The sequence below is a fragment of the Pseudoalteromonas sp. B131b genome, assembly GCF_037162545.1.
In the GTDB taxonomy this organism is placed as follows: Bacteria; Pseudomonadota; Gammaproteobacteria; order Enterobacterales; family Alteromonadaceae; genus Pseudoalteromonas; species Pseudoalteromonas fuliginea.
This window is the reverse complement of sequence record NZ_JARLUZ010000001.1, coordinates 2825149-2842858: the sequence shown is the minus strand read 5'-3', so window position 1 is coordinate 2842858 and position 17710 is coordinate 2825149. Positions and strand designations below refer to the sequence as shown.

Genomic DNA, 17710 nt, shown 5'->3' with positions numbered 1-17710 from the left:
TGCATCATTAAAACAATGCCGATACGAGGAATATCAAAGTGAACTATCACATCTTTGATATGGTTTATTGTTAACAATTTACACCTGGATATGTAATTTGTAAAGCCACTCTTAATATTTAATATAACTTCAGAGCAGTAAAGCGAGTCTGTTAAAAACATTAAGGCTTGGGTAATAAAATTTACTTGTATGTTTTACTTTCAACCTATATTGTCAACAATTAACACGGTATAAGGAGGCACAATAGTGATTAAAAACAAAAAATCAATTTTTAGCTTAGTGATAATTAGCGCTATGAACTTAGCGGGATGCAGCCAAACCACACAAACGCCCAGTAGCCAAACAAGTAACAACGTTGTATTTTCTGATGTGTCTGAACAAGCAGGCTTAATAACACAAAAAAACTGGAAATATGGCGGCCCTACCATTGCCGATATAAACAGTGATGGTCATTATGACCTGCTGCTAACAAATCACGACACCACTCCTATTCGTTTATTTATGGCAAATGGAGATGGCACATACACACTACAAAACGATATTTTTCCACGAGCAGATCTACACGGTATGTCGGCCGGTGATTACGACAACGATGGTGATCTCGATGTACTTATTGCACTAGGTGGTGGAAATGGCACTACACCTCAACCCCAGCGACTACTTAAAAACAATAATGGTAAATTTGAAGATAAAACCGTTGAAGCTGGCTTATCTAAAATGGGGGCTCGCGGGCGTTCTGTGCGCTGGGTTGATATAGATAGCGATGGTGATCTTGATTTTATCCAAGTAAACGCCGAAAAATTAATTCACGAAAACTCCCCTCGTAATATCATTTTTGAAAATATCGGCAATGGAAAATTTACTTATCACCCATCAGCTACTTTTGAAAATATAAAAGCCGAGCGTGTATTATTAACCGATTACAATAACGATGACATACTCGATATTTTTGCTTTTGATGGATACAACAATTTAGCTATTTATCAAGGTAATAACGACTTTACCTTCGCCAATACGACTCAAGATCTATTAGGTGCAAATAGTGAAGCCTACAAAGGCACGCTCGCAGTTGCGCAAGCTGATATAGATAACGACGGCGATATGGACTACTACCTTGCTCGCGGAAAGCTAAGCTACACTATCGCTAATAACAGTCTATCGTTTAATAAAGGCAGCAAACGACTAGACCTGCGTGATGAAGGTAATAAAAGTCACGATGGCATAACACTCATTACCGACAACACAAACTCAGGAAGCCTTATACTAAGTGACTTTTATCACTTCCCGCGTGCCAAGCTATTAAGCCATATGGATGTATACATAGGCGAGAAAAAAGAATTAATAAATACACCCAATAAAAACACAACCATTAGCCAGAAAAGAGCGCGCGGGTTTCCAACTAAGCTTGATAAAACTGGCTGGTACATTGGGTATTTAGGGAATAATAGATGGCGAGTAGAATGGGTACTTACCGATAACCTTGCATGGGATGTACGCGCATCATTCAAAAATGTAAAAGGCTATCAAAGCGATTGGCAACCACAAAATCTCGCCCTTCCTGATGTATTACTACGTAACGATAATGGTAAGCTAGTTGATATTTCATCTAAATTACCAGCATTAACAAACAGTAATAACTGGGGAGTTGTACCTGGCGATTTTAATAACGACACAAAAATAGACTTTATGGTCTATCGCTTTGGTGAACTAAAAGAGCGAGTTGCCGATGTTTTACTCATTAACCAAGGTGATTACAACTTTAAAGCAACAATCACTCATAACGCCGATACCGAACGTGGCTTAGACTCACACGGCGATATGGGAGCCGCATTTGACTTCAACCTAGACGGAAAACTCGACCTACTAAGCGGAGATGAAGATAACGGCCAATGGCATTTATATAAAAATACCACAGAGTTAAGTCACGCCCACTTCACCCTTATTCGAGTTGGGTACTCAAAAAGTGGGGTTGATCCATATGGTGCAAAAGTACAAATTAAAACAGCAACTGCGAGCCAATATCAAGTTATTGGTTCACAAAGTGCTACCCACTCGCAAAGCTTACTTAATATTGTACATTTTGGATTAGCACAGGCAGATTCAATCTCATCAGTTATTGTTACATGGCGAGATGGCAGCTCTGAGCATTTAAATAAACAACCTACAGATCAATTGATAAGTGTTGGTAACTTAAATAACTGATCTATAGCCGCAACTCTCATACCCCCTTAATTAAGCGAATAACGACAGGGGGCTTATTATATTTACTTGATAATGTAATTTGGGATTTGTTTTGCCTGTTCAATATTCTGCTTATTTAACTGCTCAAAAAACTTATCTATTTGTGCTTTGTATTCCCATGATTGCTGCAATACATTATTTGTATTGTGCTTATTCCACTCATTCCACAGCTTGGCTAATTTCGCTTGTTCAGCGGGTAATGTATCAACCAAGTTATGTTGCTCATACGGATCCGCTTTCATATCAAAAAAACTACGGCCTACATTCGGTAGTGGTTGGTTCATATATTTATAATCAGCGGTACGTACAGCATAAATATTCGGTGCCTCTTCTAAGCGCCAAAATAACGCCTGATGTGGGCTGCCTTGTTTAGTGCCTTGTAAAAATGGCAGTAAATTAACACCATCTAATTTCTTATTATCAGCACCCGCTAGTGCAACTGAGGTTGCAGCAATATCAAGTGACGATACTAAACCAGTAAACTCTTCGCCTTTAGGAATTACCCCTGGCCAATGAGCGATAAAAGGAACGTGGATCCCGCCTTCTAGTAAAGCCACTTTACCTCTTCTAAAAGGTGAATTGTCAGCCCAATCGCTAGTCGGTTGCCAGCTTTCAGGAAATACCCCGCCATTATCCGATAAAAAGATAATAAGTGTATTATCTAACTGATTTATGTCTTTAAGTGCATCGACTACCATACCTATTCCTTCATCCATAACATCAATCATGGCTGCATAAACACGTCGGTCTTCATCTTCAATATGCTTATATTTTTCAATATATTCAGCGGGTGCTTGTAGTGGCGTGTGAGGTGCGTTGTAAGATAAATACATAAAAAATGGCGATTCTTGCTGTCGGTGAATATATTTCACGGCATCACGACTAAGCGCTGTCGTTAAATATTCATCAAATTCGGTTACTTGAGTGTTACGCATCAGCGGCAGTGAATAACCATCTCCGCCAACCGTCACTTGATCAGGCATATAATTATGCCCGCCATCTAAAAAACCATAGAAATAGTCAAAGCCACGCTTATTAGGCTGAAAATGCGGTGCGCCACCAAGTGCCACTTACCAAATACCGATGTATGATAGCCAACGTCTTGTAAACGATTAGCAAAGGTATTTTCAGATAGTGGTAGTCCCATATATTTATCTTGTGGCATATAACTTACATTGTTTTCCATACCTAAACGCGCTTGATAACGCCCAGTCAGTAAGCCTACACGTGAAGGACCACAGTAAGGGTGTGTCACATACGCATTTTTAAAGCGGGTGCCATTACTCGCTAATGCATCAATATTAGGTGTTTTAATCTCTTTTGAACCAGTAAACCCTAAGTCACCATACCCTAAATCATCGGCGAGGATCACCACTATATTTGGTTTTTGCTCGCTGGCATTGACATTAAAACTGTTTATACTCATAAACATAGTTATCAGTATCAATAACACGTGTCGTCTCATTATTTAATCCTCTTTTTAATTATTTTTTTGATGTATGCGATAGCTATCCATACGTGTCATTGCATGACCTTCGTATTCACGCTTTAATTGCCATAAAGGTCTTTCTAGTGTTAGTTCCCACTGGAATAGTTTTTTCATCAAGTTCGCTACTTGGTTTGGCTGCGACGATGCCAAATTATGGTTCTCTGATACATCGACAGAAAGATCGTACAATTCAGCGGGCCGGTCAGGAAAACGCAGTAGCTTTAAGTCTTTGTCTCGAATAGCGGCTCGAGATTCCTTTTTCCAGTACAAGGTTTGATGAGGTCGTTGTGTGCTCTTTGATAATAAAAATGGCATCAAATCAACGCCATCGAGCTGCATCTGCTCAGTCACTTTGCCATTAGCAGCATGAATAAAAGTCGGTAATAAATCGAGTGAACTCACCGGATACGTATAGCGCGTATTATTACTTGAAAGCCTTTTTGGCCACTTTAATAACATAGGTACTCGGATCCCGCCTTCAAGATGATTGGCTTTAGTACCACTTAATGGATAATTATTGGCATAATTTTGATCAGTCGGTCCGCCATTATCATTAATAAACACCACTAGAGTGTTATCACTAATTTTAAGTGCGTTAAGCTTATCTAATACGACAGCAATAGCGCGATCCATAGCAAAATTCATCGCAGCTAATATTTTTCTCTTACCTGTTAAATGTGGAAATTGAGCTAAATCAGCATTCGTTGCTTGCATCGGCGCATGCACCGCTGAAAACGATAGTACTGCAAAGAAAGGTTGTTTATTGACGACGGATTGACCAATAAAATGACTGGTTTGAGTCGCCAGTGCATCTGTTAAGTACCCTTCGTGTTCAATATAGTGTTTAAAGTCTCGCTCCATCTTTTGGGAAGGGTAAGCTTGTTGTTCCTCATTACTGTATGCAAAATAACCACGCGCACCTTCACGAAAGCCATAAAAGTTATCAAAGCCACGCTTAGTTGGATGATAATCATCGTGATTACCTTGATGCCATTTACCAAATAATCCCGTGTGATAACCCAGTTCTTTGAGGTGATCGGCCATAGTAACTTGAGTAAGAGGTAAGCCCATTTTGTCGCCAGTGAAGCCTGATTTACTCATATAACCTGGCACATTATTTTCTTCAAAACCGAATCTTTGTTGATATTTCCCCGTATACAAGCCCGCGCGTGAAGGCCCACACACAGCCGCTGTAACATAGGCTTGTTCAAATACAACACTCTGACTTGCCAACTTATCGATTGTTGGCGTTTGCATTACTTCACTGCCCTGAAAACCAAAGTCGTGATAACCCGCATCATCCGCAATAACCAGCAATATATTAGGTTTTTCCTCGCCGTAACATACATTACTCAATACACTTAGCAGCAATAACCAATAGACAGATTTTAAATTAATACGCATATATTCCCTTTATAACAAACATCTAAATTGATATTTAAATAATGCGTTACTTTAAATTAAGTGTTGGTTTTGCTGCATTCAATATCCTCCATAACGAGTTATAAAATAATCTTTTCATTATTAATCAACAGACTAAAAGAGGGGTAATTTAAATTTACCATACTAAAAAAGTAAATTGTTAACAAAGCTTGACTTGTAACCCTCATCACCACTATTGTTTTGGTTCTTGCCTTATAAAAATAAAAAATAGCTATGTATTACACCGAATTAAACTGGGATATATTTTTACGTACCGTGATCCCATTTGCGGCTGCCAACATTTTCATTATGGTACTCATTTATTTTACGCTTGTGCGCGAACGCATTGGTGATGCCTACCCTTTTTATTGCGCTTTTATAATCTGTTTTATTCTTTTTTTATGCGGCCCAATTATTAATGTAATGCCACTTAATGAAGGGAAAAGATGGTATGATTTTTTTAGAAACATTTTGCTTTTTAGTATTGGCATCCCCTGCTTACTTTATGCACTATTAACACAAGCTAAGTTGCAATTACCAAAACCCTTATTAATAGCACCCGTTATACTAGGGATTGCATGGTCGTGCTTTTTCCTTTGTGCAGCCCCTTTATATTTTTACAGTCCCAATGAGCTACCTTGGTTAGTTAAGTTAGAAAACATAAACGCACAGCATATTTACTCATCCCAATTGCTTTTAATCAGCGTGCAATTATTACTCCCTTGTATTTTACTATTACAAACAAATCTCAAAGCGTATGTTGCAACCCATGTTTATGGCGCGCTTACACTGAGTGTTTTTATGTGCATTGGCAACGCATTTGAGCTGTGGGTGATTTACTATGTTGGTGCAAGCTTAAGTGCACTAATTTGGAGCTGGGCGGTTTATAACGATATTCAATTTACTAATGATAAAATTAAACAACACACAGAACACCAAAATGCACTCGCCATAGCGCAATTTACAGCAGCTAATAATCGCGACTTTAGCCAATATTACCTAGACAAATTGAATAAAGCATATCCACTGAAAGAGCGTGCTGATCTACTTGAGATTATCTGCACTGCTAATCCACATTTAACAGCGACCAAGTTAGACGAACTATTAGTTAAGCTAAAAATTTACTGTGACAATTCGTTAAGCTGTTATCAGATCAGGGCAAAAGAAATCGCATTTATGATATTTGATAAGGTCATTTTTCATTGCGGAAATAGTAAAGCATTACTTGGTGAACTGGAGAATATCGGTAATCACCTTGATGATGCTAACACTATCATCAATATTGATAGTGCCCTGCATCAAGTGATCACAGTATTACACCACGCAATTAATCAGTTAAATAGTAACACCCCTGACATGCAGCTGGTTGATAAAGTAAAAGCGTATATTATTGAGCAATACCACCATGATATATCCATTGCAGATATTGTCAGTGCTGTGGGTGCGAGCCGTTCTCACACAATGAAAATTTTTAAACAATTAACGGCAACAACGATTAATCAATATCTAGCTGATGTGAGGATAAACCAAGCAAAATTACTCTTGTTAACTAAAACAGTCACCGAAACAGCCTATGCGGTAGGATTTAATAACTCAGCGTACTTTTCAACGGTATTTAAAAAACACACCGAGTTATCACCAAAAGAATACCAACATCAATGCCAATTAAAGTCATCGATGAGGGCAGTTAAATGAGTTTATTTAATTTCCACATCACCATAACGCTGCTGATACAACGATTTATGAACTTGTTTAGCCGCTTCAACTAACTCTGGGTAGGGAATGTCTGTTGTTGTTACAAATCCAACATTATAATTTTCGCCATCATACGCCCGACCGGTAATTGGCGAATCGATATATTGGAACCAGTGAGCACCAATTAAATACGGATTATCAATAACCGTTTTCATATAGGTTTTGTACATATCAGCACGATCGCGTTGATTAGCAGCATGGATAATGCCTGGATTCGGTTGACCAGTATCACCTGAACCAATGTGAAATTCCCCAATAATCGTAGGCATATCTAGTTCTTTCAACATATCCCATGTCATCGGGTCTAGTCCTTCACGATAATAATTATAACTGATCACATCGGCATACTTCTTAGCAGACCAGCGAGCTTCTGGCGATGTCCCCCAAGAAGTAAACCTCGCGCCCATATATAAATGGTCAGGCAATACTGATTTTAAAGAATGATTTACAACCTTAAAATATTCATCGGAGAAACGTATTAACAACCACGACAAATCGGCAATCATAGCGTTATTAAAATTACTGTCTTTTTTATAGTTAACGCCAGTATTATCAAATACCTTCCATGACTTAATATTTCTATTCCATACCTTATTTAGCTGGCTAATGGTTTTATACTTTTGTTTTAACATATCACTGAACACTGATTTGGTCGGGCTATTCCCAGTCGTTTTAGATAGTGCATCAAGTACAATGCCATAACGTAAGGTTGTTGAGCCCTCTCCTCCCCAGCTCATTTCGTTATCAATAAACACCCCAATACACCAAGGGTTATTTTGTACTTCTTGGGCAATAACTTGAGTGGTTATGTTAGCTCTTTTAACAAATTCAGGATCGAAAGGGTCAGGCATGGCTCCCCAATAATCAAAACCAGAACTCAACCTTTTAAAGTCGCCGATGATCCACCCATTCGCAAAATAGGGAACTTGTTGATTATTATAAAAACTAGCATCGGTCCAATTCCCAAATGAAGTAAAGCCCCAATCTTGCATTCTTTTTAAGGTTACTTCGCGCCATTTATCAATATAAGAATCTGGGTATTGCTGAGCATAACGACGTTCTAAATTTGCTTGGTAAAAGCTAAAAACTTCCCCATGTTGGATTGGTCCAAGATGAGATGAGCGCTTGTAACTATAGTGATTTTCCAACTTATCATTATACTGTGGTAGCCAATTAAACATGGCTCTTCGGTCTGGATAAGCGATGTAGGCTGATTTTTGATATTTAGCTAAATTACTATTTAAGCCCTTTGAATCTTCTGGCGTTACATCATCAGGGTCACGCGCTCTGACCGCATCATCGCGATAATCTACACCTGTAAATGTTGTTGTGTTAGCCATTCGCGCGTTGGCAATACCTGAGGAAAAAACAAATAACCTTCGGGGTCAACTAACGCCCATTTGCCATTTACTTTTTCCGTACGAAAAAAACCTGTTGCCTTTAACTTAGGCCCTTGCTTCCAACCGCCAAACTTACTTCTATCCGCCCGCGGGGTTACTTTCGACAAATCATTTAACTCTTTATTTGCGATTGCTCTTAATTGTTGTTCAGAGCTGACCTTTAACGGGTAGTTGACCTGTGTAGATTGACCAAATTTATCGACGATGTTTGTTAAAAAATCTGGTTTTGCATCGGGTATCGTTTCGAATCGTAAATTATCGACGGTTACAGCCGTTGGATTTATTTGAGTTTCTGTATAGATAGCGATACTTTCAACTTGGCTAAAATCTACATTGAGTTTAGCGCCTCTCAAGATCATTTTTCGTGCGGCTGTTTTAAAGCTACCAGGAGTGTCTCTGAGTCCTGTATCAACATTTAAAGTCTGGGAGTTGAGCTCAAAATATAATGTAGCGTGCTCGTTAGTTGTTAGCCCAATTGTGCGTCTTTGGACTTGTTTATCTTTACCTGTGATATTCACACTGAGCATCACTGGAAAGTCGCTTACGTTTGAAACATCGAAAAATAAAGCGCTATTGCCCAAAACACTCAGATCCCATAACTTATTCGGTTTGAGTGTGATCCCAGAGAATTTATGCTTAGTGGAAAACGAAAGCTCTAATGCTTTATTTTTATTTTTAATTACTTGTGTCGTTTTTATATTTTTATTTGTTAGTTTATAACTGTTACTAGCGTGCTCAAAATCGTCAATTAAAATAGTCTTGTTATCGTGTTGCAAGTCAAATTCCCTTGCAACACCTTCACCGCTTAAAACTAACGTTGAGTATACAAAGATAGATAAGCATCTAATTATTTTATTCATTTTATTACCTTATACTTTAACGAGTAATAGGTAATGTTATGAAAACGCACTCTGACACATATTTTTATTCATTTAACTGGTTATGAGTCATTAGTTGAATTATTTGCTGTTGATTCAATGCCGCTTCTACTACATAAAGCTCATCGAGTCCGCCTTTAAAGAACATTTGCTTCTCATGTGTTGCGCCTTCTATGTAACCAATATTTTTGCCTATCGTCAGTGGCCGAGAGGCTGGGTGCTGTAAATTTGTTGCGACTTTAGCGATTGACTTTTTCTGCGTTTTTTCAAGCTTACCATCAACATATAGCAAAACATGTGTCGCTAAGTTACTCTTTAGTCCACCGTATAAAACCACTGCAATATGGTGCCACTCATCATCTCGCAAGTCGGTATTACCCACAATTTGAGCATTATAGGTCCCTATTCTGATCCTACCTAAAGGCCCGTCAATTAACTCTGGATTAGGGAAATTTGCCACGCTGAATAATCTTGCTGTAATCCCCAGCTCACAATGCCGTATGCATTTTCAGGTAAAAAATCACTAGGTACTTTGAGCCAAAAGGCGACCGTTCTGGGGTTATCACTGCCAACACCAGGGTACTGTGTTTCTAACCAATTATTTTCACCATTAAAGCTAATTGCCTTATCATATACACCCGCTACCTCTGTTAACGGTTCATCAATAGGTGATTTATCTTTGGCTACATACTGCTGCCCATCAATACCACGGCCGATGGAGAGATAATTATGTTGCTGCTTATCATCAAATGACCAATGTAATAAGTGAGGCTCCTCTATTGAGTCTCCAGGTAATACACGCATAAAATCAGAAGGTACGCTAACAAAGCTGGTAATTTGGTGATTTAAATCAAACGCTAATGCCTGATCTTTTTTCACATGTTGATAAGACTGCGTTTTATTGCCACGCGCTTTTATTTCACCATCGAGCACATGTACTTGAGATTCACCGCTATTAGACACTTCGACGCCAAATTCTGTGCCTAAATCTATTATCTCTGAACTTGGGGTATCAACTCTAAAGCCAATTGCATTTTGTGGTACTCGGGCCACTAACTTACCATGATGAAGCGTTACTTTATCTCTGGATTGCAAATTCACTTTAACCGGCGCTTCTAAAACGAGTACCACGCCATTTTCGAGTAAAATTTCACTGTAACCATGCTCAAGAATAATATCTCCTTGACCTAATTGACTGCCAACAGAAAAATTAGCGTTATGCGAAGCAGTCATTTTTGTGACTTCAGCAAACTTATTTGTGTAGTCCAAGTGCTCTGCCAAAAATATAACGCTGACAAAAAGCATAATACTTGCAGCAAGCGAATACGGGCTTGAAAACCAGCTCATTGTACTTTTCGGCCGAATCGTTTTTTGTTGCTCGCTTAGTTTTGCCATTACACTGCGGGTAAAATTGTCTGGTCGCGTATCCGATTGATGATGTGCTTTTAATAAACGTTCACTCGTCACATATTTACTCACTTGTGCAAGTAAATTAACATCATGCTGACAGGCTTCAAGCAATTCGTCGGCAACATCTTCGCCAGCCAAATACGCGGCTAATAGCTGTTGTTGGTGCTTCGTCATTTGTTCAGTCATGCTCATCGTTGCTGCTGCTGTATTCTTTTATCAATACATGTTTTCAATGATTGACGAATTCTAAATAAGCGCATAGTCATAGTAGAATGTTTATCTTCATATTTTCGACATAGCTCAGCCAATGAAACACCTAATGTGTAATGTTCAGTTAATAAATTGCGCATTTTCTCGGTTAATTTTTCAAGGCAAATAGTTAAATTATCAAACATATCAAGCTCGGCCCCTTCATGGATATTTTCATCAATGTGTTGATTTATTAAGTGCTCTAACTCATCAGCGCTGCCTAATGCCACGGCTCGGTGTTTACGTTGATGGTTTTTTAATAAATAAGCAGCAATCCCCCTTAACCAAGCTAAAAAGGAACTTTCACTGTTAAACTCAGCGATTTTTTTAAAAGCAATAATAAAGGTCTCTTGTGCTAAATCTTCTGCTTCGTGAGGGGTATTTAGTCGAATAACTAAAAAGCCCCTCACAGCAGACTGATAACGCTCAACTAACAGAGAATATGCAGCAACATTGCCTTGTAATATATCGTCAATTATAAAACCATCACTTTTACCATCTAACGATATTATATTTTCTTTCAAATCAAAGTCCTAATTGAAATAACTGACGTAAGATGGTGCGTCAATTTGCAATTGACTTTGAGTCGTAAATAACTTCCCAGATGCTAAATCACGCTTAATAATCACAACATTATTACTATATTGATTAGCCACTAATAGCTGCTTTTGTGATTTTGAAAAATTAAAATCACGAGGATGTAAACCGCCACTTGAGACTTTATTAATTAATTGTAGTCGGGTTTCTGCCATTAATTGATAACCATAAATTGCATTCTCACCGCGCACAGCAACATAAACATGACGACCATCCTCAGAAATACGAATTGCCGATGCAAGGTTTTGTTGCTCGCCAACTTTTGCGGGCATTATATTTGTTTTTGAAACGTGTAATAACGCACCATTTTGTAATATTTTGAAGATACTAATACTGTTACTCAATTCATTTAAGCTAAACACTAATTTTTTAGCCGGATGAAAAGCAAGATGGCGAGGCCCATCCCCCGGCGTTAATTCAATGCGGTGTACTGGCGTAAAATCACTTTTAAGCTATCAAAAACAATAATCTCGTCTGTACCTAAATCCGTCAAATACAGATAGCGACTTTGCTTATCCCACCCCGAAAAATGTAAATGAGCACTTCGTTGTCTGGGCGTAATACTACTTCCTGTATTAGTAAATTGACCCCGTGATACTAATAATCCTGCCTTATTAATATTAAACAGTTCACTATTACCTGTCGTGTAATTTACAACAGCTAACTGCTGGCGATCATCCGAAATATTAATATGACATAGCCCTTTTCCTTCAATCGGGTACGTTTTAAGCTTTGTAAACGCGTTACTTTTCCAGTCATACACGTTAATAACAGATTTTTTATCAAGCCCTCTGCCAATGCTATACAATTTATTTATTGTCGGTTGCCAATTTAGATAGCTTGGATCGATTGCCGATACAACGACGCGTTCGTTAATTAATAGATCATCACTTTCATTATAAGAAACTAAATAAACGCCCTGATCAGGCTCATTTGTGTAGCTGCCGACTAAAAAATAATTAAGTCGAGATTGTTCATCGCTGATACTTTGACAACCACCAAGGCAAAAAATAAAGGATATAAAAACAAACAGCTGAGCGCACTTTTCAAGTCGTATAAGTAATCCTGTTAGCCATAAACTCATTTATTCAATTCCCTTTACTTAATTTGAATTTCAAACAGTGCTGCAGGCACATTTTTAGATGGATGAGCGAATTCTAGAATCAAGTGTTGCGTTGTTATAGGCTCTACTAAATCGATTTTATTAATACTTTGATAATTACCCGTAACGTGTGCAATTACCTCACCAGAATCTGTTTTAATTGTATAGGTTTGCACACAATAAGGTACCTGGTCTTCGTTATGCTCCATTAATACGGTTTCTAACGCATGGTCAAAGTCACTATCAAAATAAAGAACTATTTGCCTCATCGTTACTGTTTCTGGCCATACTAACTTTAGGGTTGGCGATGGTTCTGCTAAGTCAGCAACCCATGCATTCGTTTGTAGCCAAGGCCTCACAAAGCCGTTAATTATCTGCGTCGCTTGGTGATTATGAATGGCGGGAGATATACCGATTGCCAAATTTTGACCGTTTGGCCGCCGCGCTGGTGTCCAAAATTCAAACTCTTCAAGACCACTATTTTCAGGTACTGTTTGTTTGCCTTTATTTGATACCGCTTTGTGAACTTTATTGAACACAACCATAGTGCCCGTAATAAGCTGCTCTGTGGTAGCAAGCTCTATATCACTGTTTTGTAAAAAACAAATGAACCCGTACTGCATCTCTAAGCTGCAATCGCTAAAATCAAACTCGAGCGTACTTTCGCCCGCCGTGACAAACAAACTGATAGTTTTATTTATAACATCTGGCGTATAGTTTTCATGCTTGATGCTAGTGCGTAATTGGCACGTTAACTCTGTCTCTTTATGAGCAAAAACCGTTATGCTAATTGTTGGTCCTTGGCCTTTTGCAAAAGCAACCAACTGTGCACACGATGAATCTAATTGCATTCTACTGCCGCTAGGTTGAAAACCATTGAACACTAATTCACTCGATGCAGTAATAGAGGCTTGGGCTGCTAAATTATTGTGCTTATCTAAACGAATCCCAGGGATACTTTGGCCATTTAGGTTCAGGTTTTGCTGTAACTGTGCCATGTGTTCTGGCTGTAATAGCTCTTTGGGTGTGATATTGAGTTTATTACACATAGCAGCAGCTGCCCCCACCGCTTGTCCGCCGTGTGCGCAGGTGATCATAACTCGTGTTGAACCAAACGCCATATGTGTTGCGCTGATTATTCGTCCTGCATAATATAAATTTTCTATATCACGGCTAACAAAGCAGCGGTACGGTATTTGGTAAACCCCTTTTGAATGATATTGAGAGCAAGGAGGTCGTTCGCTGTATATGCCTTCAGCGGGGTGAATATCAATCGCCCATCCACCAAAAGATACAGCATCATTGAACTGGGTTTGCTCAATAATATCTTGCTGTTTTATCATATATTCCCCTTCAAAGCGCCTGCTTTCGCGTTTGCCAGGAATTGTGCCTACCCATTCTAAAGTTAGATTTTCGACATCATCAAACCTGCCGCTATTTTTTATGTAGTCCCAAATTCCGTAAACGAGTTTCCAAAGCTCCCATTTAATATCCTCCGTTTCATAAATAGTATCGCGTATTCCGCCAAATTCTATCCACCAAAACTTACAGCCAGAGTCACTTCCGGCAATATCTTTACAGCGAGGTATCGCCTCTATTTGTTCATACGAGTAAGCAAAATAAGGGGCTTTGTAACTAATAGGCTGATCCATTTTTTTACTGTAGAAAAATAATGTATGGCCAAGTAACTCCATGTTCTCTTCATCAGATGCTAACAGCTCACCAAACTCTGCTTTTGATTCAGCACCAATTCTGAACCCCGCTCCAGCATTAAACGCAACAAGGCCATCACCGGTCGCATCACAAAATAACGGCGCACTAATAATGTAATGAGTAGAATTTTGACTGCAAAATGCCTCTACACTGGCAATCTTAGTGCTGTGTTGTTTATTTACATCAACCACAGAGGTATTTAACAACAAGGTAATATTTTTTTCGGCAATTACTTTGTCGAGCAAAATGGTATCGAAAATTAATGGGTTACCGTGTCTGTTTAACTTAAGATTGTCCAGCATGATTTCATCAATAACCCCACCCTCGCGTGACCAGCGATTATTGTTGCCCATATGCGATGTTGCCCCCAACGCCCATAATCTTACTTCGCTTGACGCATTACCACCGAGTACGGGACGATCTTGAATTAACACAACCTTGCTACCCGCTCGCGCCGCACTGATTGCTGCACATGTACCTGCTAAGCCACCACCGGCAACCACAAACTGAGTACTTAATTGTTGTTTCTTATTTTCGCGTGCAGCTTCATTAAAGTTTTGCTTAATCATAACTCTTGATCTCTTTTTCTTGTTTTTGATATGAGCGTTTATTTTTTAATTCTGGGCTTAATGACTGCGCAAAATAAACACTAGGCCGGTGAGGTACATCCGTGACTTTTAATTCTTTTTCAAGCTCATTTACCATTAAACTACAATCAAATCTGGCTAAAAAACTGTGTTTATTGCGCGCTTGTTTGTCTGAAAAGTGGCACAAGCCCCACTCAATCCCGTTTGCTTTGCTTGCACAGTCAAATGCATTGGCAACATAAGGACCTGCTGCAATTGGCATGAGGGAGGTCACTGCGGCAATCGAAAAGTTCACCCCATCAGGTGAATATTGAATGGTGTTACTTTCATTGCCATTTCTGATAGTAAAAGCAGCTATTCCTGATTTAAATGGAAAATAAGTAGTTTCGTGGCCTGAGTTTAAAATAGGGTTCAGAGGGTGTTTTTCAAAAGGCCCAAAAGGATTATTCGCGGTTGCCAAGCCATTACCCACTAAGTAATCGGGTCTATCTCCGTAGGCGGCTTTATAGTATAAATGTATTTTTCCGTTATAAATTAATAAATAAGGGTCATGAATCGAGAATTGATCCCAACTTCCCGGCTCACCATTTTCAATAATAACCTCACCATGTGGCAACCACGGTCCATCTGGCGTATCGGCAACTGATAGTGTTACCGGACAATGATCACCTTTCTTACCGCTAGCTTCATTAAAGGCTTGATAATAAAGATAATATTTATTTTCATAAATCAAGATATCTGGTGTACTAACCGAGCGCCAACCTAACTGCGGGTGCTTGGGCCTGGTGACGGCGATACCTTGTTCAACCCAGTCAAATCCATTAATACTAATGGCATAGCCAATTTCGGATAAATCCCAATCAGTGGAGGGAGTCAACTCGTTACAGTGCTGCGCCCCTTTTGGTGGGAATTGAGTGCACCGTTTTGTGTACCAAACATAATAAAGACCATCAACTCTTATAATTTTAGATGGGTCGCGTCTTGAAATAGTCCCATCATTATTATGATAGCTAAACCCAGTGAGCTCAGTGTACTTAAAACTAGTAAATAAAGGATTGTCTTCCGGACGAGGGGTTAAATAGTTGTCATACAACCTCGACATTGCAGCACTCAATTCTCGTGCTGGTTTTTTAGCTGGAATATCCCATGGGTAACTTTGCTGCTTTAATTTGTTATTGCTATTGCTCATTGATAAGTCCCTTTACTGCCTTACTTCTAAACTTAAAAACTAAAACACCCCCTAATATAAAAATGCCACCGCTTATTACTGTTATTTCGATTTTTCCGGTGGTTGCAATTGCGGCCAACGAAAGCATAATCGCGCCAGTAGAGAGAATACCAAACCCTAAAACTCGAATACCATGATTGTTATCCGCACTTTTTTCTGGAGTTATTAATTCGGCCGTCGGTTTAATTTGGCTTAATTCGACTAAGTAGTTTTCATAACACGCAGGTGTTTTTCTTTGTGCTCTTAAGTACAACTCAAATACAGTTAGCATCAATACAGGAAATAACACCCCCATCATCATCTCCTGCGCTCTATCTAAGCTAAAATCAAATAACCAAGGACTCACAAACTTAAAAAAAGCATTCACCAGTAAACTAAAAATAGTGGTTATTAAAATCGTTTTCCCAGTTTGATAACGAGAAAAAAGCAACCAAATGGGTGGTAAAAACAACGGTCCACCAGTGAGCGCAGCCATGGTCATTACCACTTCAACTACACCACCAAGTAAGGGAATTAGTAACGCAACAATAATCGTAATTAGACCGAGTACGCCAGTTGCAATTCGACCGACCTTAACTAGCGTAGCTTGGGAAGAATCTGGTTTTATAGTTTTATATATGTCATTACTGATAACACCTGCGGCGATGTTTAAAGACGTGTTAATTGAGCTTGATGTCGCAAATACCATTCCTGCTAGCATTAATCCAAGCATCCCTACTGGCAATACTTCTTTGCACATTTGCAAATAAGCTCCTTCACTTTCAAACCCAACTAGACTGGGGTTCATCGTTCGGTAAATCATCGGGGCTAACATCCAAACTACTGGGCAAATAAGATAAAGAATCGCAAATAGTCCCCCAACCTTTTTTGCATCCTTTGGTGTTTTCACACTGGTGAAGCGTTGAATATAAGACCAGTTACCAGCAATAAAAAATAAGTTATAGAGTCCAAAGGCAAAGATAAACTCCCATGAATACTCATCATTTACTAAGTTAAAAAAATCATCAGGTGCTTTGTCGATAAAGTTCTCAATGCCGCCAATCGCCTCAAATGATAGCGGTACCACAATTAATACCGCTGCAGTGAGTACCACAAATTGCAAAATGTCGGTAATTATCACCGCCCATAAACCGCCAACAGCGGTATAGGCTAAGATCAATAGTCCTAAAATAATGACGGTATATTCAAGAGATAAACCCGTAGCGACTTCAACTATTTTTGCCACTGGATATAAAAAAGCACCAGTCGAAAAGCTCGCAATTAAGAGAAAAATATAGGTATAAGTTCTTTGTACATTTAAGCCAAGGCGCTGCTTAATAAATTCGGCTGCGGTTAATACACCGGTTTTCTGCCATTTAGGCGCAATAAATAAAGCAATCAACACCCCTGCTAAACACATAGTCCATTGAATAGTAATCGCCACCCAGCCATGCTTATATGCAATAGCTCCCCATACAACAAATGTACCTGCCGAGAAGAAACTCATAAACAGTGACAACCCGCTCATCCACCAAGGTAGCGCACCTCCCGCAGAGAAAAAGCTTTTCATATTCTTTCCAGCAGCAGAAAAACTTAAACCACACCCAATGATCAATAAAGAAAATATAACGACTACACTTATATCAATAATATGCATAGC

General features: G+C 39.0%; 15 protein-coding genes. 2 read left to right on the top strand and 13 right to left on the bottom strand.

Going from position 1 to position 17710, the window contains the following annotated elements:
* The first annotated feature begins 246 nt into the window (after positions 1-246).
* On the top strand, positions 247-2202 hold the full coding sequence (locus P4S65_RS13115) for a CRTAC1 family protein (RefSeq protein ID WP_007376610.1): 1956 nt from the start codon (positions 247-249) through the stop codon (positions 2200-2202).
* A 62-nt stretch (positions 2203-2264) separates the two neighbouring features.
* Here the strand turns inward: P4S65_RS13115 and P4S65_RS13110 are convergent, their stop codons facing one another.
* The 3 genes from P4S65_RS13110 to P4S65_RS13100 are packed head-to-tail and all read right to left on the bottom strand — an operon-like array spanning position 2265 to position 5134.
* Positions 2265-3311 (bottom strand): sulfatase family protein, encoded by a 1047-nt coding sequence (locus tag P4S65_RS13110; RefSeq protein ID WP_337120328.1) that lies wholly within the window; start codon positions 3309-3311, stop codon positions 2265-2267.
* Positions 3242-3667 (bottom strand): sulfatase-like hydrolase/transferase, encoded by a 426-nt coding sequence (locus tag P4S65_RS13105; protein ID WP_337120327.1) that lies wholly within the window; start codon positions 3665-3667, stop codon positions 3242-3244. Before P4S65_RS13105 ends, P4S65_RS13110 begins: the two co-directional genes overlap by 70 nt.
* 54 nt (positions 3668-3721) lie before the next feature.
* Positions 3722-5134 carry a sulfatase-like hydrolase/transferase gene (locus P4S65_RS13100; RefSeq protein WP_096793032.1) on the bottom strand — a complete coding sequence of 471 codons (1413 nt, stop codon included), beginning with the start codon at positions 5132-5134 and terminating at the stop codon, positions 3722-3724.
* Positions 5135-5386: 252 nt separating this feature from the next.
* Between P4S65_RS13100 and P4S65_RS13095 the strand changes: the two genes are divergently transcribed.
* Positions 5387-6847, top strand: coding sequence for a helix-turn-helix transcriptional regulator (locus tag P4S65_RS13095; RefSeq protein WP_337120326.1), 1461 nt, complete (start codon positions 5387-5389; stop codon positions 6845-6847).
* Positions 6848-6849: 2 nt separating this feature from the next.
* Here P4S65_RS13095 and P4S65_RS13090 read toward each other — a convergent pair whose 3' ends face one another.
* From P4S65_RS13090 to P4S65_RS13045, 10 genes are all read right to left on the bottom strand, one after another.
* Positions 6850-8247, bottom strand: a complete 1398-nt coding sequence (locus P4S65_RS13090) for a hypothetical protein (RefSeq protein WP_337120325.1) — start codon at positions 8245-8247, stop codon at positions 6850-6852.
* Entirely contained in the window at positions 8217-9167 is a 951-nt protein-coding gene (locus P4S65_RS13085) for a hypothetical protein (RefSeq protein ID WP_337120324.1), read from the bottom strand. Before P4S65_RS13085 ends, P4S65_RS13090 begins: the two co-directional genes overlap by 31 nt.
* Positions 9168-9231: 64 nt before the next feature.
* A complete protein-coding gene (locus P4S65_RS13080) occupies positions 9232-9645 on the bottom strand; it encodes a LamG domain-containing protein (protein WP_337120323.1) in 414 nt (137 codons plus the stop codon).
* Entirely contained in the window at positions 9618-10787 is a 1170-nt protein-coding gene (locus P4S65_RS13075) for a FecR family protein (protein WP_337120322.1), read from the bottom strand. The genes P4S65_RS13080 and P4S65_RS13075 overlap by 28 nt, the downstream gene beginning before the upstream one ends.
* On the bottom strand, positions 10784-11368 hold the full coding sequence (locus tag P4S65_RS13070) for an RNA polymerase sigma factor (protein WP_337120321.1): 585 nt from the start codon (positions 11366-11368) through the stop codon (positions 10784-10786). Before P4S65_RS13070 ends, P4S65_RS13075 begins: the two co-directional genes overlap by 4 nt.
* A gap of 9 nt (positions 11369-11377) precedes the next feature.
* Positions 11378-11863: a lactonase family protein gene (locus P4S65_RS13065; RefSeq protein WP_337120758.1), complete on the bottom strand. Its 486-nt coding sequence runs from the start codon at positions 11861-11863 to the stop codon at positions 11378-11380.
* A complete protein-coding gene (locus P4S65_RS13060; RefSeq protein WP_337120320.1) occupies positions 11854-12525 on the bottom strand; it encodes a lactonase family protein in 672 nt (223 codons plus the stop codon). The genes P4S65_RS13065 and P4S65_RS13060 overlap by 10 nt, the downstream gene beginning before the upstream one ends.
* A gap of 14 nt (positions 12526-12539) precedes the next feature.
* Positions 12540-14825 (bottom strand): FAD-dependent oxidoreductase, encoded by a 2286-nt coding sequence (locus P4S65_RS13055; RefSeq protein ID WP_337120319.1) that lies wholly within the window; start codon positions 14823-14825, stop codon positions 12540-12542.
* Complete coding sequence (locus P4S65_RS13050; RefSeq protein ID WP_337120318.1) at positions 14818-16032, bottom strand: glycoside hydrolase family 117 protein; 1215 nt, start codon at positions 16030-16032, stop codon at positions 14818-14820. The genes P4S65_RS13055 and P4S65_RS13050 overlap by 8 nt, the downstream gene beginning before the upstream one ends.
* The gene (locus tag P4S65_RS13045) at positions 16022-17707 is read right to left on the bottom strand and encodes a sodium:solute symporter family protein (protein ID WP_337120317.1); all 1686 of its coding nucleotides are present in this window, start codon (positions 17705-17707) and stop codon (positions 16022-16024) included. Before P4S65_RS13045 ends, P4S65_RS13050 begins: the two co-directional genes overlap by 11 nt.
* Positions 17708-17710 lie beyond the last annotated feature (3 nt).